Genomic DNA, 16,953 nt, shown 5'->3' on the forward strand with positions numbered 1-16,953 from the left:
CCATGGCCGAGCCACTGATCCGCATGCAGAACATCCGCAAGTCCTATGGCCGCGTGCAGGCGCTCGAGGACGCCAACTTCCATGTCAACGAACGCGAGATCGTCGGCCTGCTCGGCGACAACGGCGCCGGCAAGTCGACGCTGATCAAGGTTCTCTCGGGCGCCGTGCCGCTGACCAGCGGCGACATCTTCATCCGCGGCAAGAAGGTCGCCCTGCGCAGCACAAGCGACGCCATCGCCCACGGCATCGAGACCATCTACCAGGACTCGGCGCTGGTCACGCAGCTGTCGATTGCCCGCAATCTGTTTCTCGGGCGCGAGCCGATCAAGCCGCCGCGCTTCCTCAACCGCATGGACCAGGAGGCGATGAACACCGTTGCCCGCGACCTGCTCAAGCAAGTCGGCATTTCGAAGAACATCCCGCCGACGACGCCGATCGGCTCGCTCTCCGGCGGCGAGCGCCAGGCGGTGGCGATCGCGCGCGCCATGCATTTCGACAGCGACCTCATCATCCTCGACGAGCCGACCAACAATCTCGGCGTCGCCGAAACGCAGGGCGTGCTGAGCTTCGTGCGCAGCGCGCGCGATTCCGGCCATTCCTGCATCTTCATCGCGCACAACATCCATCATGTCTTCCAGGTGGTCGACCGCATCGTCGTCATGCGCAGGGGCAAGGTGGTTGCCGACGACATCGACCCGAAGACGACAACCGTGACGGAAGTCGAACGGATCATCACCGGCATGTCGGACAAGGAAATCCGCGACGCCGTCGCCGACGGCAAGCCGCCGCACTGAGGACGGGCGGAAGCCGTCATGCCGAAGCAGCCGAGCGGACATAGCGGTGATGGGAGGCGATCACCCGCCACTCAGACCGCATCGCCCGCCACGTCACCTGTCTGGCGCGCCATGGCATCGGCGCATAGGATTGCGGCATGAAGGCCACCGTCTCCGATATCGCCAGAACCTGCGGGCTTTCGACGGCAACGGTCGACCGGGTGCTCAACAATCGGCCGGGCGCCAGCGCCGCCAACCGGCAGCGCGTCATGGAGGCTGCCAAGCAGCTTGGCTATTTGCCGGTCGCCGACCAGGTGACGCTTCCCTCCAAGCCCGCAAACCTCGAATTCTTCCTGCCGATCGGCAGGAACGCCTTCATGCAGGATCTGGCAAGATACATCGAAGACTATGCTTCGCGCCTGCCGCTCGTCGCTTCCTGCCGGATCCACAACCTTGCCGGCATATCGCCGAACGCGCTGCAGACAGCCGTCGAGAACCTGTCGCTGCGGGCCAATGGCGTCGGTGTCATCGCCATCGACCATCCACGAACCCGCAACATCCTGCGTGACATCGTCGACACCGGCATCCGCCTGGTGACGCTGGTGTCCGATATTCCGGCCGCTCCCCGCTCGGCCTATGTTGGCATCGACAACCGCGTGGCGGGACGGACGGCGGCACTTTTGATGGGGCGCTTCCTCGGCGGCCGCGAGGGCCGCCTGGCGATGGTCGTCGGCTCGCGCTCCTATCGCGGCCATGAGGAACGCGAAATGGGCTTCCGCTCCGTGCTCGGCGAGGAGTTTCCCAACCTGATCATCAGCAGCGCCGTCGAGATCAATGACGAGCCCGATGTCAGCTATGCCGAGACGATGAAGGCGCTGCGCAACGAGCCGGAACTGCTCGGCATCTATTGTGTCGGGGCCGGACGCTCCGGCGTTGCGAAAGCCATCCGGGAGGCCAGGCCAAATCGCAAGCCGGTGTTCATCTGCCACGATTTGACCAAGGAAACACGCGGGTATCTCGTCGATGACCTCGCCGACGTCGTCATCGATCAGAACGCCAGGCTGATCGCCGAACAATCGGTCATCCGCCTGCTTGGCTCGATCGCGTCATCGGCGCCTTATCTCACCCGGAAATTCATCGAACCGCGCCTGATCTTCAGAGAAAACGTGCCGGTTCAATAGGTTAGCGCGCCTGCGCAAGGCTGCTTTGTTCGGATTTGTAGGAGGATTGATGGGTGCTGCGGCAATTCTGCACACCTGCTATGCAACTTTTATGGTTGCCGAATCATTGGGCAACTCGTAGGTTCTGGTTGTCGGCCATCTACTCCTCCCAGATGCGATGCCGACGCTGAGTGGGGTGCACCTCCTCCCGCACCACATTCGAAATCGAGCCCGCTGCCACCTCCTCCCGGCAGCGGGCTTTTTTCGTTCCGCCGGCAGGAATTGGGAATTGCAGTGCTGCCCGGCGCCAAAGGGCACCAGGCATCGCCTAGATCGCACGACAATTTGAATGGAACGCGCGGCCGGTCACTTCAGCCGGCGGCATTGCCCCGGAAAGAAACAATCAGCCCCTCGGCCATGCGCACGAACTGTGCGCTTGGCCCTTCGGCGCCCACGGTCTGCACGCTGACACGCGCGCCCTCGAACAGCAGCGACAGCGTATCGGCGAGCAGTTCGGCCTGGCCGATGCCGGCATCTCGGCACAGCGCCACAAGACGTTCGCGCTGGGCTTCCTTGAGTTCCTTGATCACGCGCCGGGCGGGATGGTCGGGCTCGGTCAGCTCGGCCGCGGCATTGGCCATGTCGCAGCCGCGACCATCGGCATTGAGCATGGCGGCCGCCTTGCGAACCCAGGCGTGAAGCTGCGCGAGCTTGTCGCCCGGAAATTCGGCCTCGAAGGTTTCCCACATCGCGCCGGCCTTGGACGCATTGGCGCGCAGGCATTCGACGATCAGATCGTCCTTGGATTCGAAGTGACGATAGAGCGTCATCTTGTTCGTGCCGGCAGCTTCGGTGATGGCGTCGACGCCAACGCCTTTGATGCCGTGCTTGTGGAACATGTCACGCGCCGTCTCCAGGATCCGATCCCGGGGACGAGGGCGCTCCACGACGCCGTCTGTCATCATGATCTCCTTTCGTTTCCTAAAAACCCTCGGCCACCTCTTGACTAGGGTGTTACCGGTCTGTAACTATGCAAATGTTACTTACTGGTAACACCTATGTCGCCCGTCGTCAATAACAAGACCGTGAACTGGTCCTGCCAGATCGAGGGGTGAAAAAACTGCCAATCATGGGCCTCGGCCGGTGAAGAGATGAAAAAACGGTTCGCGAGCATGGGCTGCGAATCGACAGACAAGGAGCCGGCCAATGCCACAGCGCCGCGATCTTACCATAGATGAGGCCGTCCGGGATCCGATGATCCGGCTGGTCATGAAAGCAGATGGGGTCGATCCCCGCGCCTTCGAGACAATGCTTCGCTCGCTTGCCAATGGGCAGCGTCGCAAGGTGCCGCTGCTGCGTTCGCTGGAAGCGTCCAGCGACGAGCGCGGCCAAAAATTGTCCAGGCTTGCCAGTGCCTTCGGCAGGGCAAGAGCAGCCGGCGAGGCATGTGTGTCGTGGTAAACTTTTTCATCCATCGTCCGATCTTCGCCTCGGCGATCGCCATCATCATGGTGCTCGCCGGGACGATTTGTTATTTCCTGCTGCCGGTCTCGCAGTTCCCCGACATCACGCCGCCGCAGGTCGTGGTCAGCGCCCATTATCCGGGCGCCAGCGCGCAGGTCGTCGCCGACACGGTGACGACGCCGCTGGAACAGCAGATCAACGGCGTGCAAGGCATGACCTACATGTCGTCGACGAGTTCCAATGACGGCTCCTCGACCATCACCATCACCTTCGATGTCGGCTATTCCTTGAGCACGGCCGCCGTCGACGTCCAGAACCGCGTCTCGCAGGCGGCCTCGTCGCTGCCGGCGATCGTCAACCAGGGCGGCGTGACGATCAAGAAGCAGAACCCGAATTTCGTTCTGATCGTCAACCTCACCTCGCCCGATAGTTCCGTCGATCCGGTGGCGCTCTCGAACCTTGCCTATCTGCAGGTCGTCGATCCGCTGAAGCGGCTGCAAGGCGTCGGCGACGTGCAGATCTTCGGCGAGCGGCGCTATTCGATGCGCGTCTGGCTCGACCCGGACAAGCTCGCCAATCTCGGCATCACCGCCGTCGACGTCCAGAATGCCATCGCCGAACAGAACGTCCAGGTGGCGGCCGGCAAGATCGGCCAGTCGCCGGCCCCGGCCGGCACCGCCTTCGAGATGCAGGTCAACGCCGTCGGCCGCTTGAGCGACCCGAAGGAATTCGGCGACATCGTCGTGCGCGCCAACACCGACAGCGGCTCGCTGGTGCGGCTGCGCGACGTTGCCCGCATCGAGCTCGGCGCGCTGCAATATTCATCGTCGGCCTTCTTCGGCAAAGACCCGACCGTGGTGCTCGCCGTCTACCAGATGCCGGGCTCCAACGCGCTCGATCTGCAGCAGCGCGTCAAGGACAAGATGCAGGAGCTGTCCGGCCGTTTCCCCAAGGGCGTTTCCTACGCCATGCACTACGACACGACGCGCTTCGTCTCGGCGTCGATGCATGACGTGCTGATCACGCTCGGCGAAGCCCTGGTGCTGGTCGTCGCCGTGGTGTTCGTCTTCCTGCAGAGCTGGCGCACGACCATCATTCCGACCATCGCCATCCCGGTTTCGCTGGTGGCGACGCTCGTGGTCATGGAGATGCTCGGCTTCTCGCTCAACATGCTCTCGCTGCTCGGCATGGTGCTGGCGATCGGACTTGTCGTCGACGACGCCATCGTGGTGGTCGAGAACGTCGAACGACAGCTCGAGGCTGGGCTGAAACCGCTGGCGGCGACCAAGGCCGCCATGGCCGAAGTCACCGGCCCGATCATCGCCACCACCGCCGTTTTGATGGCGGTGTTCGTGCCGGTCGCCTTCATCCCCGGCGTCTCGGGCCGGCTTTACAACCAATTCGCGCTGACGGTGGCGATTTCCGTCGGCATCTCCGCCTTCAATTCGCTGACGCTCAGCCCGGCGCTCAGTGCCGCTTTCCTGCGCCATCGCCAGGGCACGCAGTTCGTGCTCTTCCGCTGGTTCAACAGCGGCTTCGACAGGTTGTCGCATGCCTATGCCCATGGCGTGCGCTTCCTCATCCGCCTGCGCTGGATCATGCTCGGCCTGTTCGCGGCCGGACTGGTCGCCACCTACTTCGTCTGGCAGAAGCTGCCCTCGACCTTCCTTCCGGTCGAGGACCAGGGTTACTTCTTCGTCGTCATCCAGCTGCCCGACGGCGCCTCGCTGGAACGCACCGACGCGGTGGCGCAGAAGGCGCGCGACATCCTGCAGGCGACGCCCGGCGTCGACATCGTCGGCTCGATCAGCGGCCTGAACTTCCTGACCAGTGCTGCGCAGTCGAACTCGGCGGTCGAATTCGCCATCCTGAAACCCTGGGAGGAACGCGGTCCCGACCAGAGCGCCTCCAAGCTCGTCGCCGACGTGCGCGGCAAGCTGATGCAGATTCCGGAGGCCTTCGCGCTGAGCTTCGATCCGCCTTCCATCCCTGGTATCGGCACCACGGGCGGCTTCGAATTTGTCATCGAGGATCTCACCGGCCGTGGCAGCACGGCCCTCAACGACGCGACGCAAGCCGTGATCGCCGAGGCGCGCAAGCAGCCGGAAATCAATCCGCAGCAGCTGTTCTCGCCGTTCTCGACGTCGACGCCGCAGTTCAACTACGACCTCGACCGCTCCAAGGCGAAGCTGCTCGGCCTCAACCTGCCTGACGTGTTCAACACGCTGCAGATCTATCTCGGCTCGCTCTACGTGAACGACTTCAACCTGTTCGGCCGCACCTTCCGGGTGACCATCCAGGCCGACAAGGACGCACGCGCGGGTGCCGCCGACATTTCGCGGCTCTATGTGCGCAATGCTTCCGGCGGCATGGTGCCGCTCTCGACGCTGGGCAAGCTGGTGCCGTTCGTCGGGCCGGAAACCGTGCCGCACTACAACAACAATGCGTCGGCCTCGATCAATGGCGGTGCTGCACCGGGCTTCTCCTCGGGCCAGGCGGTCGCCGCCATGGAACGGGCCGCCGCAACGGCCCTGCCGAGGGATTTCGGTTTCGAATGGACCGGCATCACCTTCCAGGAACTCAAGGCAGGATCGATCGCATCGGTCGTCTTCGGCCTCGCCATCGTCTTCGTCTTCCTGATCCTGGCGGCGCAGTACGAGAGCTGGGCGATGCCGTTCATGGTGCTGCTGGCAGTGCCGCTGGCCTTGTTCGGCGCCTTCGCGGCGCTCTCGGTGCGCGGCATGCAGATCGACGTCTATTCGCAGATCGGCTTCGTCATGCTGATCGGACTGGCGGCGAAGAATGCCATCCTGATCGTCGAGTTCGCCAGACGGCGGCGCGAGGAGGGCTTGAGCATCGTCGAGGCGGCGATGGAAGCCGCGCGTCTGCGGCTGCGGCCGATCCTGATGACGGCCTTCGCCTTCATCCTCGGCGTGCTGCCGCTGATGTTCGCGACAGGCGCCGGTGCCTCGAGCCGCCAGTCGATCGGCACCACGGTGTTTGGGGGCATGGTCGCCGCGACCATCCTGTCGCTGGTGTTCGTGCCGGTCTTCTACGCGGTCATCGAACAGCTGCGCGAGCGCCGCGAAGGCGGCGAGCCGGCCTCACAACATTCTGAACCAACTGCCGAAACCGCCTTCCCTCCCCTGGCGGAAGCGGCCGAATAAGATTGGAGACTGATCATGCGTAAATGGAAAATCGCTTTGGGAACGGCTGTCGCGCTGGGCGCGATCTCGGTGGCGAGCGTTCACCTGCTCGACATGGGCAATTTGAGCCTCAATGCCGGCACGGCCGGAGCGGCGCCAGCCCCGGCGGCGTTCGTCATGCCGGTGCCGGTGGCGAGCGTCGTCAAGAAGACGATCCCGATCTACCTCGACTATGCCGCGCGGATCGAACCGATCCGCAGCATCACGCTGCAGGCGCGTGTGCCTGGCTACCTGCAGGAACAGACGGCGCAAGACGGCGCCGATGTCCGGCAGGGCGACCTTCTCTACAAGATCTCGCCCGACGACTTCCAGGCCGCTCTCGACCAGGCGCAAGCCCAGGTCCAGCGCGACACGGCGACGCTCGACTATGCACGATCCAATCTCGGACGTGGTAGCGAACTTGCCAAGAGTGGCTATCTGGCCAAGGACAGCTTCGACCAGCGCACCAGCACCTTGCGCGAGGCACAAGCGTCGCTAGCGCTCAATCAGGCGGCGGTGCGCACGGCGCAACTCAACCTCAGCTACTCGCAAATCCACGCGCCGTTCAACGGGCGCCTGGGCCGCAACCAGGCCTCGGTCGGGACGCTGGTCAGCGTCGCCGGCACGGTGCTCAACACGCTGGTGCAGCTCGACCCGATCTACGTCACCTTCAATCCGAGCGAGACGGACCTGACCGAGATCGAACAGGCCCGCGCGGCCGGCCCGATCGAAGTCGAGGTGCTGCTTCCGGGCGAGACCGAGACCAGCCAGAAGGGCGAACTCACCTTCATCGACAACACGGTCGACCACTCGACCGGCACCATCACCGCGCGCGCCACGATCGGCAACGCCAAGTTCACGCTCAAGCCTGGCCAATATGTCCGCGTGCGACTGCATATCAAGCAGCAGCCCGACGCGCTGATGGTGCCGCAGACGGCGCTGGGTTCGAGCCAGCTCGGCAAATATCTCTACGTCGTCGGCAAGGGCAACACGGTCGACCAGCGGCTGGTCTCGCTCGGGCCGACCAGCGGCGACCTGGTGGCCATCCTGAGCGGCGTCTCCGAAGGCGACCAGGTGATAACAGGCAATCTGCAGAAGATCGGACCTGGAATGCCGATCTCGCCACTGCCACAGAAACCGGCTACCTGACACCCCCGCAGGCCCGGTTTCCGCGCGGCGCCCTCGACCTTTTCTCAGGTCGCGGGCGCCGTTTTCACGAGCAGGCCGACAAGAGCGGCCACGTCGGCGCGATCGGCCTTGGCCGAGGGCATGAAAGCGCAATAGGAGTGACCGAGGCGCGCCGAGACCGGCGACAGTGCGATCAGGCGGCCTGCGTCCAGATCGGCCTGCGCCCCGCATCACGGACCGGTTGCCTGGCGAAAATGAAAAATCCGAAAATGGCGTCTTGTTAGATTGTCGACAATCTGATTGTCTTGCCTTCTGTTCTCGCTGGAGGGGCCGGATGGGGAAGACGGATTTCAGTCCGATTGCCGACACGACGCGCCGCGCCGAAATCGTGGCGCTGCTCAGGCGCGCGATCCTGACCGGCCAGTTGGAGCCCGGCCAGAAGCTCAACGAGCTCAGGATCTCCGAACAGATGCGGGTCAGCCGCGCGCCATTGCGCGAGGCGATGCGCGAGTTGGTGCAGGAAGGCATCCTGACCAGCATTCCCTATGCCGGCACCTTCGTCATCGACGTCACCGCCAAGGACATCGACGACGCCTATTCACTCAACAAGGTGCTGGACGAGTTCGCGATCGAACAGACATGGCCACAGCGCGACCAGCGTTTCTTCGACGAGCTCGACCGCCGCCATGAAGCGGTGAAGCAGGCGACACGCGACCTAGACACCACAAGGCAGATCGAAACGGCGCTGCAACTGCATGGCCTGATCTACGAGTGGGCCGACAATTCGGTGCTGCTGGAAACCTGGCAGCGGCTGATCAGCCGGTTGCAGATGTATTTCGCGCTGCACCAGCAGGCCCGCAAGGAGCCGGTGCCGGCCGAAGACGTCCATGAGACCTACGTGCAACTGATGAAGGGCACCGACATGCGCGCTGCCCAGCGTCATGCCCGCGAACATATCGACCTCGACTTCGAAGAGCTGCTCTCCTACGCGCGCGGCCTCGAAAAGCGCCCGGGCGCCTGATCCAGACATTCCAGCCAGCGGACAGATACGTGCAGATCCAAACCGTCAAAGCCTATCACGTCATACAGCCCTTCGTGGACGGGCCCTACCGCATGTCCAAGGGGCGTGAGGCCGACGCCTTCGACGCGGTGATTGTCGCCATCACCGCCGACAACGGCTTGACCGGCTGGGGCGAGATGGCGCCGCTCGGCAATTTTTACTCGCCCGCGTTTCCGATGGGAGCGCGCGCGGGCGTGCCTGAAATCGCGCCGCACCTCATCGGCCACGACCCGCGTGGGCTGGCCAGCATCGGCCGGCTGATGGACACGGTGTTCAAGGGCCATCCCTACATCAAGTCGGCGCTCGACATGGCCTGCTGGGATCTCGCCGGGCGCGCCGCCGACGTGCCGTTGGTCACGCTGCTGGGCGGCAAGGAGAGCGACACGGCGGAACTCTACAAAGTCGTCACCCATGGCAGCGTCGACGCCATGGCGGCACTGGCCAAGCGGATCGTCAAGGGTGGCTTCCACCGGCTGCAGGTCAAGGTCGGCGGCAATGTCCATGACGACATCGAGCGCGTCACCGCGGTCGCCGCCTCAGTGCCAAAAGGCACGGTCATCTTCTGTGACGCCAATGCCGGCTGGACGCCCTACCAGGCGCGCCAGTTCGCCGATGCCACGCGCGCCATCGACTATACGTTCGAGCAGCCCTGCACGACGATCGACGAGAACATGTCGGTGCGCCGCATGCTCGACAAGCCGATGGTGCTCGACGAATCCGTCACCTCGCTCGAGGAAATGCTGGAGATCCATCACCGGGGCGCGGCCGATGGGCTGACGTTGAAGATCTCGCGGCTCGGCGGCGTGACGAAGACGCGCCTGATCCGCGACGTCGCCGTCGACCTCGGCTTCATGATCACGGTCGAGGACACCGGCGGTGCCGAGATCGACACAGCCGCCATGGCGCACCTGTCTTTGTCGACGCCGGAAGAGCGCCGTCTGCACGCTATCGCCTTCCATGAGTGGGTGACGGTGCGCACGGCTTCGAACATGCCGCCGGTCACGGGCAGCCGCATGGGCATTCCGGACGGACCGGGCCTCGGCATCGATGTCGTCCCCGACCTGCTTGGCGCACCGTTCTTCGAAGTCGGCCGCTAAGATGAAAATCCGCGGCATCAGGGCCACGCCGATCAATCTGCGCCTCGAAGCCCCCTACGGCTGGGTGTTCGGCGAGCTCGACGGGTTTTCGCAGACCATCGTCGAGGTCGAAACCGAGGACGGGCTGATCGGCCTCGGCGAGGCGCCGACGCCGGCGGCCGCCGCAATCATCAATGATGTCCTGGCACAACGCCTGGTCGGCCGCGACGCCTTCGACATCGCCGGCGCCGAGCATGTCTGCCTTCCCTTCTGGACCGGGGTGCAGTCGATCAACGACCGCACCCGCATCATGGCGTTCGGCGCCATCGAGATGGCGTTCTGGGATCTGCGCGGCAAGGCGTGGAACCAGCCGCTCTACCAGTTGCTTGGCGGCGCCGTGCGCAAGGACATCCCGTTCACCGACTATTTTTCGCTGCGCGGCGACGGGCCGGAGGTGAAAGGCGAAACGACGCCGGAGGAAGTCGCCGACTATTGCGTCGAGTTGCACGAGACCTATGGAACGACCTTCTTCGAAGGCAAATTCTCGACGCAAGACCCAAAGGTCTCGCTGAGAATGGTCGAGCTGATCCGCAGGAAGCTTGGCGACGACGCGATGATCCGCATCGATTCCAACCAGGCCTATTCGCTCAGCACCGCGCGGCGCCTGGCGCGGCCGCTGGAGGATCTCGGCGTGCGCAACTGGGAAGATCCGGTGGCCACGATCGAGGAGATGCGGGAGCTGCGGCGCCATTGCTCGATCCCGTTCTCGACCCACAACATCGACATCGCGCGCGCCATGGACCTCAAGGTGCCTGACGCCTTCGTCGGCAACCCGACCGCCCATGGCGGCATCGGCCGCATGCTGCGCTTCGTCGGCGCCTGCGAGCACGCCGGCATCGATTTCTGGTGCTACAGCGGCGACAGCGGCATCGGCAGCGCCGCCTACCTGCATCTGTGCGCAGCGCTGGGCTGGATCCGGGAGCCGAACCAGTCGCTGTTTCGCATGCAGCCGACCGATATCACCGAGGAAGGGCCGTTTTCGCCGAAGAACAATGTCGTGCGCGTGCCGGAAGGCCCCGGTCTCGGCGTCACCTTGTCGCGGGAAAACCTCGCGGCCTGCCAACGCGATTTCACCGAGAACGGCCCCTGCAACAAATATCACGACCCGGCTGCGCCCGGGACATACCGCCGTTTGCCGCTGAACTAGGAGAACGAGGACGAAAGGAGGCGTGTTCAAGAACAACGGTTCGTCGCCGCGATCGTGTCAAGACGGCAAGACCGGACGGTGGAAGCATCGCCTCAAGAAAATCTGACCCCTCCGCCGCGAGGATCGGATGGACCAAGGAAAACCGCGTGCTACAGTTCCGTCGACTGACATCATTGACGACCTGGACAGGAGAACTCCACGGAATTTCGTCAACTGGAAATGCATTCTTCAGCCATAAGAAACAGGGGAAAGGGTTAAACCCATGAGCAAGAACTACCGCATTCTCGACCTGATCCGGCGCAACCGCTCGCCGCTTGAAAATCACCTGATCGATGGTCTTGTCGACGGCCGCGTCAGCCGCCGCGACTTCATCCGCCATGGCAGCCTGCTCGGCCTGTCGCTGCCGCTTCTGGGCGGCATCACCACGGCCGCCGGCCTCAGTGGCATGCCGTCGCTCGCCCGCGCCCAGGGCGCTCCCGGCGCCACCATCCGCGTCGCCAGCAGCGTGCCGGCAGCGGCCATCGACCCGGTCACCATCGCCGACGCCGGCGGCCTGCTAATCATGCAGCAGGTTGCCGAATTCCTCTGCGTGGACGGCCCCGACCTCGTGCTCAAGCCGGCACTGGCCGAAAGCTGGAAGCCGAACGACAACGGCTCGGTGTGGACGTTCAAGCTGCGCAAGGGCGTAAAATTCCACTCAGGCGGCGAGATGAAGGCCGAGGACGTGGTGGCGAGCATCGACCGACTCGCCGATCCGGCCAATTCGTCCAACGCGCTGTCGGTGTTCACCGGCATCCTGTCGAAGGGCGCCAGCAAGAAGGTCGACGACTACACGGTGGAATTCCACCTCGACGCGCCGAACGGCAACTTCCCCTACATGCTGTCGTCCGACAATTACAACGCCGTCATCATTCCGGCTGACTACAAGGGCGACTACGAGAAGAGCTTCGACGGCACCGGCCCGTTCAAGGTCGAGAAATACACGCCGAAGGTCGGCGCGTCCTTTGTCCGCAATGACAATTACTGGGGCGAGAAGGCGCTGCCGGAGCGCACCGAGTTCACCTTCTTCACCGACGTGCAGCCGATGATCCTGGCGCTGCAAGGCGGCCAGGTCGACATCATCAACCAGATGCCGGTGCTTGCCGGCGTCGCCCTGCTCAACGATCCGAGCGTCGACATCATCAGCCTGAAGTCTTCAGCCCATCAGCAACTGCATCTGCGCTGCGACGACGGCCCGCTGAAGGATGCCCGCGTGCGCCGCGCCATTGCGCTCAGCATGGACCGCGACAAGCTGGTCGCGGGTCTCATGAAGGGTCGCGCCGTCGCTGGCAATGACAGCCCGTTCGCATCGGTCTATCCGTCAACCGATACGAGCGTGCCGCAGCGCAAGCAAGACATCGCGCAGGCCAAGCAGCTGATGGAAGCCGCCGGTGCCGGCAAGGGCTTCAAGATCACGCTGACCACCGAGCGCTATCTCGAAATCCCCGAATATGCCCAGCTCATCCAGAACTGGGTCAAGGAGATCGGCATCGAGCTCGAGCTCAACATCCTCGACCAGAGCGGCTATTATGGCGACGCGGTGTTCGGCAAATCGAACTGGCTGGATTCGGTCATGGGCATCACCGATTACGGTCATCGCGGCGTGCCCAATGTCTATCTCGCCGCACCGCTGAAGAGCGACGGCACCTGGAACGCAGCGCATTTCAAGAACAAGGACTACGACGCGCTGGCGACCAGCTATATCGCCGCGCTCGATCTGGAAGCGCAGAAGGCCGATGCCGGCAAGATCCAGAAGCTGCTGCTCGAGGAAACGCCGGTCATCTTCGGCTATTTCTACGACTACCTGACGGCGACGGCGAAGGGTGTGGCCGGCGTGCAGCCGACCGCCATGTCGCAGCTGTTCCTCGAGAAGGCATCGAAGGCCTGACCGGCAAGGGAAAGCCAATCGTCTGACAGCCAGCTCCTGCAAGGGGGCTGGCGCCACAAGGAGTCATAGCCATTCTCTCCTTCTTTGCCCGGCGTGTCTCGCTGTCGCTGGTGACGCTGTTCCTGCTCAGCATCATGGTGTTCCTGGGTGGCCAGGTTCTGCCCGGCAATGTCGGACGCGCCATATTGGGGCCATTCGCCGACCAGCGCGCGGTCGACGCGCTTAATCACACGCTTGGCGTCGATCGCCCGCTGCTCACCCAATATGCGACCTGGATCTGGAACTTTATCCGAGGCGACATGGGCACGTCCTACATCTTCCGCTCGCCAGTGGCGCCGTTCGTCATCGATGCGCTGGGCAATTCGATGAAGCTGGCGGCGGTCGCCTTCGTGCTGGTGGTGCCGATCGGCATTCTGGGCGGGGTGGTGGCCGCGCTCAACCTCAACCGCCCGCTCGACCGGATCATCAGCCTAGGCGGCCTCTCGGTGACGGTGCTGCCGGAGTTCGTCACCGGCATCATCCTGATCCTGATCTTCGGCGTCTGGCTGCGCTGGCTGCCGATCTCGGCGGCATGGCCGAAGGATGCCGGCTTCTTCACCCAGCTCTACTACCTGATCCTACCGTCATTGCCGCTGTTCCTGGTGCTGTTCGGTTATATCGCCCGCATGGCGCGCTCCGGCATGATCGAGGCGCTGGATTCCGACTATACGCGAACGGCGGTGCTCAAGGGCCTGCCTTGGCGCACGGTGATCTGGCGCCATGTGCTGCGCAATGCGCTGCTGCCGACCATTACCGTCATTGCAACGCAAACCGGCTATCTCATCGGCGGCCTGGTGGTGATCGAGACGCTGTTTCGCTACCAGGGCATCGGCTCGCTGATCTTCACCGCCGCGCGCGGCAAGGATTTCCCGATGCTGGAATCCGGCATCCTCACCATCGGCATCGTCTATGCGGTGGCCACATTGATCGCCGACTTCCTCTATTCCGTGCTCAATCCACGCATCCGGCTGGGGTCAGATCAATGAGCGTCGTCCCGACCACCTCTTCCGCACAAGACGATACGCGCCGGCGCGGCCCGGTGGCGGAGGTCTTTTTCTCCCTGCTGCGCTCGCGGACGTTCCTCGTTGGGTTCGCCATCGTCATGTTCTGGGTCGCCTGCGCGCTGTTTGGCGAACATTTCGCACCCTACGATCCGCTTGCCGACGACATCATCAACGCGCTGGCGCCGCCTTCATCCGAACATTGGTTCGGCACCGACCAGATCGGCCGCGATGTCTTTTCGCGCGTCATCGTCGGCTCGCGCGACATCCTGACCGTCGCCCCGCTGGCCACCTTGCTGGCGACGATAGCCGGCACCGCGCTCGGTCTGCTCACCGGCTATTTCCGCGGCATTGTCGACGATGTGGTCAGCCGCATCCTCGAAGCCTTCATGGCCATTCCCGTGGTCATCGTGGCGCTGCTCGCCATTGTCGCGCTCGGCACCTCCAAGACCACCGTCATCGTCGTCATCGGGCTGAGCTTCGCGCCGATCATCGCGCGCACCGTGCGCTCGGCGGTGCTGGCGGAGCGCGAACTCGACTATGTCGCGGCCGCCCAGCTCAGGCACGAGAGTGCGCTGCATACAATGTTCGTCGAGATCCTGCCCAACGTCATCCCGCCGATCCTGGTCGAGACCACCGTGCGGCTCGGCTATGCCATCTTCGCGGTCGCCACGCTCTCCTTCATGGGTTTCGGCATCCAGCCGCCATCTCCCGACTGGGGGCTCTCGATCTCCAGCAATTACGGCATGATCGGCGGCGGCTTCTGGTGGACGGTGCTGTTCGATGCACTGGCCATCGCCTCGCTGGTGATCGGCGTCAACCTGGCCGCCGACGGCGTTCATGGAGCCTTCAATGACTGACCCCGCCAAGGTCCAATACACAAAGGCGGAGAACGCCCTCGAACTGCACGACCTGTCGGTCGCCTACCGGGTCGCCGGCCGCAACCGCGCGGTGCTGCGCAATCTCAGCCTCAACATCGGCCAGGGCGAGGCCTATGGGCTGGTCGGCGAATCCGGCTGCGGCAAATCCACCGTGGCGCTCACCGTCGTGCGCTATTTGCCAAGGAATGGTTCGATCACCGGCGGCGCGATTTCGCTCGACGGCCGGAACGTGATGAAGCTCGACGGCGAGGCCCTGCGGCGCGCTCGCGCCGAAAGCGTCTCGATGGTCTATCAGGACCCCGGCAAGGCGCTGAACCCGTCGATCCGCATCGGCCGCCAGCTGACCGAGATCTTCGAGCTTGGCGGCATCACCGGCCAGGCAGCCACCGATCGCGCCGTCGCCATGCTCAACCGGGTGCGCATCTCCGATCCGACGAGCGTCATGCAGCGTTACCCACACCAGCTGTCCGGCGGAATGCAGCAGCGCGTGGCGATCGCCATGGCGCTGGCCAACGACCCCTCGATGCTGATCCTCGATGAGCCGACCACCGGCCTCGATGCGACGGTCGAGGCCGAGGTGCTCGACCTGATCGCGCAGCTCCGGCAGGAGCTGTCGGCGTCGATCCTGTTCATCAGCCACAACCTCGCCGTCGTCTCCAACATGTGCGACCGTGTCGGCGTTCTCTACGCCGGCATGCTGGTGGAGGAAGGACCGACCGAAATTGTGTTCAACGATCCACGCCACCCCTATACGGTGGCGCTCTTGCGCTGCCTGCCGCGCGGCGGGCAGCGCAAGGACCAGGGCCGGCTCGACACCATTCCAGGCTTCCTGCCGGGCATTGGCGCCGAGATCAAGGGCTGTGCCTTCGCCGACCGCTGCGCGCTCGCCGACGACCGCTGCCGCACCGAATTGCCGCCGCTCTATGATCTGAGCGACGAACGAGGCAAGCGCCTGTCGCGTTGCTTCCATCATGACAAGGCACAATCCCTGCCGCGCGCCACGCCGAGCGATGTTGCGAGCGCGCCAAAGCCGGCGGCAGCCCCCGTGCTGCGCGTCACTGGGCTGAACAAGACCTATGCCAGCCATGGCCATGCCTTGCGCGCCGTCAAGGACGTCTCGCTCGATCTTCGTCCAGGCGAAACGCTCGGGCTGGTCGGCGAATCCGGCAGCGGCAAGACCACCTTCGCCAGGCTGCTGCTTGGCCTTGTGCCACCCGACGACGGCGGCACCATCGAGCTCGAGGGCAAGGTGCTGGCGCCACGGCTGGAGAACCGCGGCGATGACGAGGTCAAGGCGATGCAGATCGTCTTCCAGAACCCGGATTCGGCACTCAATCGCTCGCATTCGATCCGCCACCTGATCGGCCGGGCGCTGAAGCGGCTGGCGGGCTTGAGCGGCAAGGCGCTGGAGGCGCGTCTCAACGAGCTCGTCCGTTCGGTGCGGCTGACCGAGCGGCATCTGGCGGTCAAGCCGCGCCAGCTTTCGGGCGGCCTGAAGCAGCGCGTCGCCATCGCGCGCGCCTTCGCCGGCGATCCACGCATCGTGGTGTGCGACGAGCCGACCTCGGCGCTCGATGTGTCGGTGCAGGCGGCCATCCTCAACCTGCTCGCCGACCTGCAATCGAAGGAAGACGTCAGCTACATCTTCATCTCGCACGACCTTGGCGTGGTGCGTTACCTCTCCGACAAGATCGCCGTGCTCTATCTCGGCCGCATCATGGAGCTCGGGCCATCGGAAGAAGTGTTCTCCGGGCCGCATCATCCCTATACCGAGGCGCTGCTGTCGGCGGTTCCAAAACTGGACCAGACGGAGCCGGCTCGCATTCGCCTCGACGGCGAAATCCCCAGCGCCACCAATCCGCCCTCGGGCTGCGTCTTCCACACGCGCTGCCCGCGCAAGATCGGCCCGATCTGCGAGGAGCAGGAGCCGCCGCTCGCCGAAGCACAGCCCGGGCATTCCATCCGATGCCACATTCCCTTTGCGGAGCTGACGAGGCTGCAGAAGGCGCCGGTGACCGAGCCGGCATAGCAAGGCGTCACGTGGGGGATCGC

At 64.2% G+C, this 16,953-nt stretch carries 13 protein-coding genes; 12 read left to right on the forward strand and 1 reads right to left on the reverse strand.

All coding sequences use genetic code 11. The annotated features are described in order from the left end of the window. Window positions 1-2 precede the first annotated feature (2 nt). Window positions 3-794, forward strand: coding sequence for an ATP-binding cassette domain-containing protein (locus X743_RS161620; RefSeq protein WP_023764571.1), 792 nt, complete (start codon window positions 3-5; stop codon window positions 792-794). Between the two features lie 137 nt (window positions 795-931). After that, the gene (locus X743_RS161615; protein WP_023764572.1) at window positions 932-1,954 is read left to right on the forward strand and encodes a LacI family DNA-binding transcriptional regulator; all 1,023 of its coding nucleotides are present in this window, start codon (window positions 932-934) and stop codon (window positions 1,952-1,954) included. Window positions 1,955-2,304: 350 nt separating this feature from the next. Here X743_RS161615 and X743_RS161610 read toward each other — a convergent pair whose 3' ends face one another. Next, window positions 2,305-2,895 (reverse strand): TetR/AcrR family transcriptional regulator, encoded by a 591-nt coding sequence (locus X743_RS161610; protein ID WP_023764573.1) that lies wholly within the window; start codon window positions 2,893-2,895, stop codon window positions 2,305-2,307. Window positions 2,896-3,139: 244 nt separating this feature from the next. Here X743_RS161610 and X743_RS161605 point away from each other — a divergent pair, with 244 nt between their 5' ends. The 10 genes from X743_RS161605 to X743_RS161560 all read left to right on the forward strand — a co-directional run bounded on the left by X743_RS161605 (window position 3,140) and on the right by X743_RS161560 (window position 16,930). Further along, a complete protein-coding gene (locus X743_RS161605) occupies window positions 3,140-3,394 on the forward strand; it encodes a hypothetical protein (RefSeq protein WP_013896751.1) in 255 nt (84 codons plus the stop codon). Continuing rightward, window positions 3,379-6,564: a multidrug efflux RND transporter permease subunit gene (locus tag X743_RS161600; RefSeq protein ID WP_031257515.1), complete on the forward strand. Its 3,186-nt coding sequence runs from the start codon at window positions 3,379-3,381 to the stop codon at window positions 6,562-6,564. The genes X743_RS161605 and X743_RS161600 overlap by 16 nt, the downstream gene beginning before the upstream one ends. A 15-nt stretch (window positions 6,565-6,579) precedes the next feature. Further along, window positions 6,580-7,731, forward strand: a complete 1,152-nt coding sequence (locus tag X743_RS161595) for an efflux RND transporter periplasmic adaptor subunit (RefSeq protein WP_023764576.1) — start codon at window positions 6,580-6,582, stop codon at window positions 7,729-7,731. A gap of 313 nt (window positions 7,732-8,044) precedes the next feature. Further along, window positions 8,045-8,731: a GntR family transcriptional regulator gene (locus tag X743_RS161590; RefSeq protein ID WP_023764577.1), complete on the forward strand. Its 687-nt coding sequence runs from the start codon at window positions 8,045-8,047 to the stop codon at window positions 8,729-8,731. Between the two features lie 29 nt (window positions 8,732-8,760). Further along, window positions 8,761-9,867, forward strand: coding sequence for a mandelate racemase/muconate lactonizing enzyme family protein (locus X743_RS161585; RefSeq protein ID WP_023764578.1), 1,107 nt, complete (start codon window positions 8,761-8,763; stop codon window positions 9,865-9,867). A gap of 1 nt (window position 9,868) precedes the next feature. Further along, window positions 9,869-11,053 carry a mandelate racemase/muconate lactonizing enzyme family protein gene (locus X743_RS161580; protein WP_023764579.1) on the forward strand — a complete coding sequence of 395 codons (1,185 nt, stop codon included), beginning with the start codon at window positions 9,869-9,871 and terminating at the stop codon, window positions 11,051-11,053. 262 nt (window positions 11,054-11,315) lie between these two features. Further along, window positions 11,316-12,980, forward strand: a complete 1,665-nt coding sequence (locus tag X743_RS161575) for an ABC transporter substrate-binding protein (RefSeq protein ID WP_023764580.1) — start codon at window positions 11,316-11,318, stop codon at window positions 12,978-12,980. 71 nt (window positions 12,981-13,051) lie between these two features. Further along, window positions 13,052-14,005, forward strand: a complete 954-nt coding sequence (locus tag X743_RS161570) for an ABC transporter permease (RefSeq protein WP_023764581.1) — start codon at window positions 13,052-13,054, stop codon at window positions 14,003-14,005. Beyond that, window positions 14,002-14,880, forward strand: a complete 879-nt coding sequence (locus X743_RS161565) for an ABC transporter permease (RefSeq protein ID WP_023764582.1) — start codon at window positions 14,002-14,004, stop codon at window positions 14,878-14,880. The genes X743_RS161570 and X743_RS161565 overlap by 4 nt, the downstream gene beginning before the upstream one ends. Then, window positions 14,873-16,930, forward strand: a complete 2,058-nt coding sequence (locus tag X743_RS161560) for an ABC transporter ATP-binding protein (RefSeq protein ID WP_023764583.1) — start codon at window positions 14,873-14,875, stop codon at window positions 16,928-16,930. Before X743_RS161565 ends, X743_RS161560 begins: the two co-directional genes overlap by 8 nt. Window positions 16,931-16,953 lie beyond the last annotated feature (23 nt).

The organism is Mesorhizobium sp. LNHC232B00 (genome assembly GCF_000502435.1).
Classification (GTDB): domain Bacteria; phylum Pseudomonadota; class Alphaproteobacteria; order Rhizobiales; family Rhizobiaceae; genus Mesorhizobium; species Mesorhizobium opportunistum.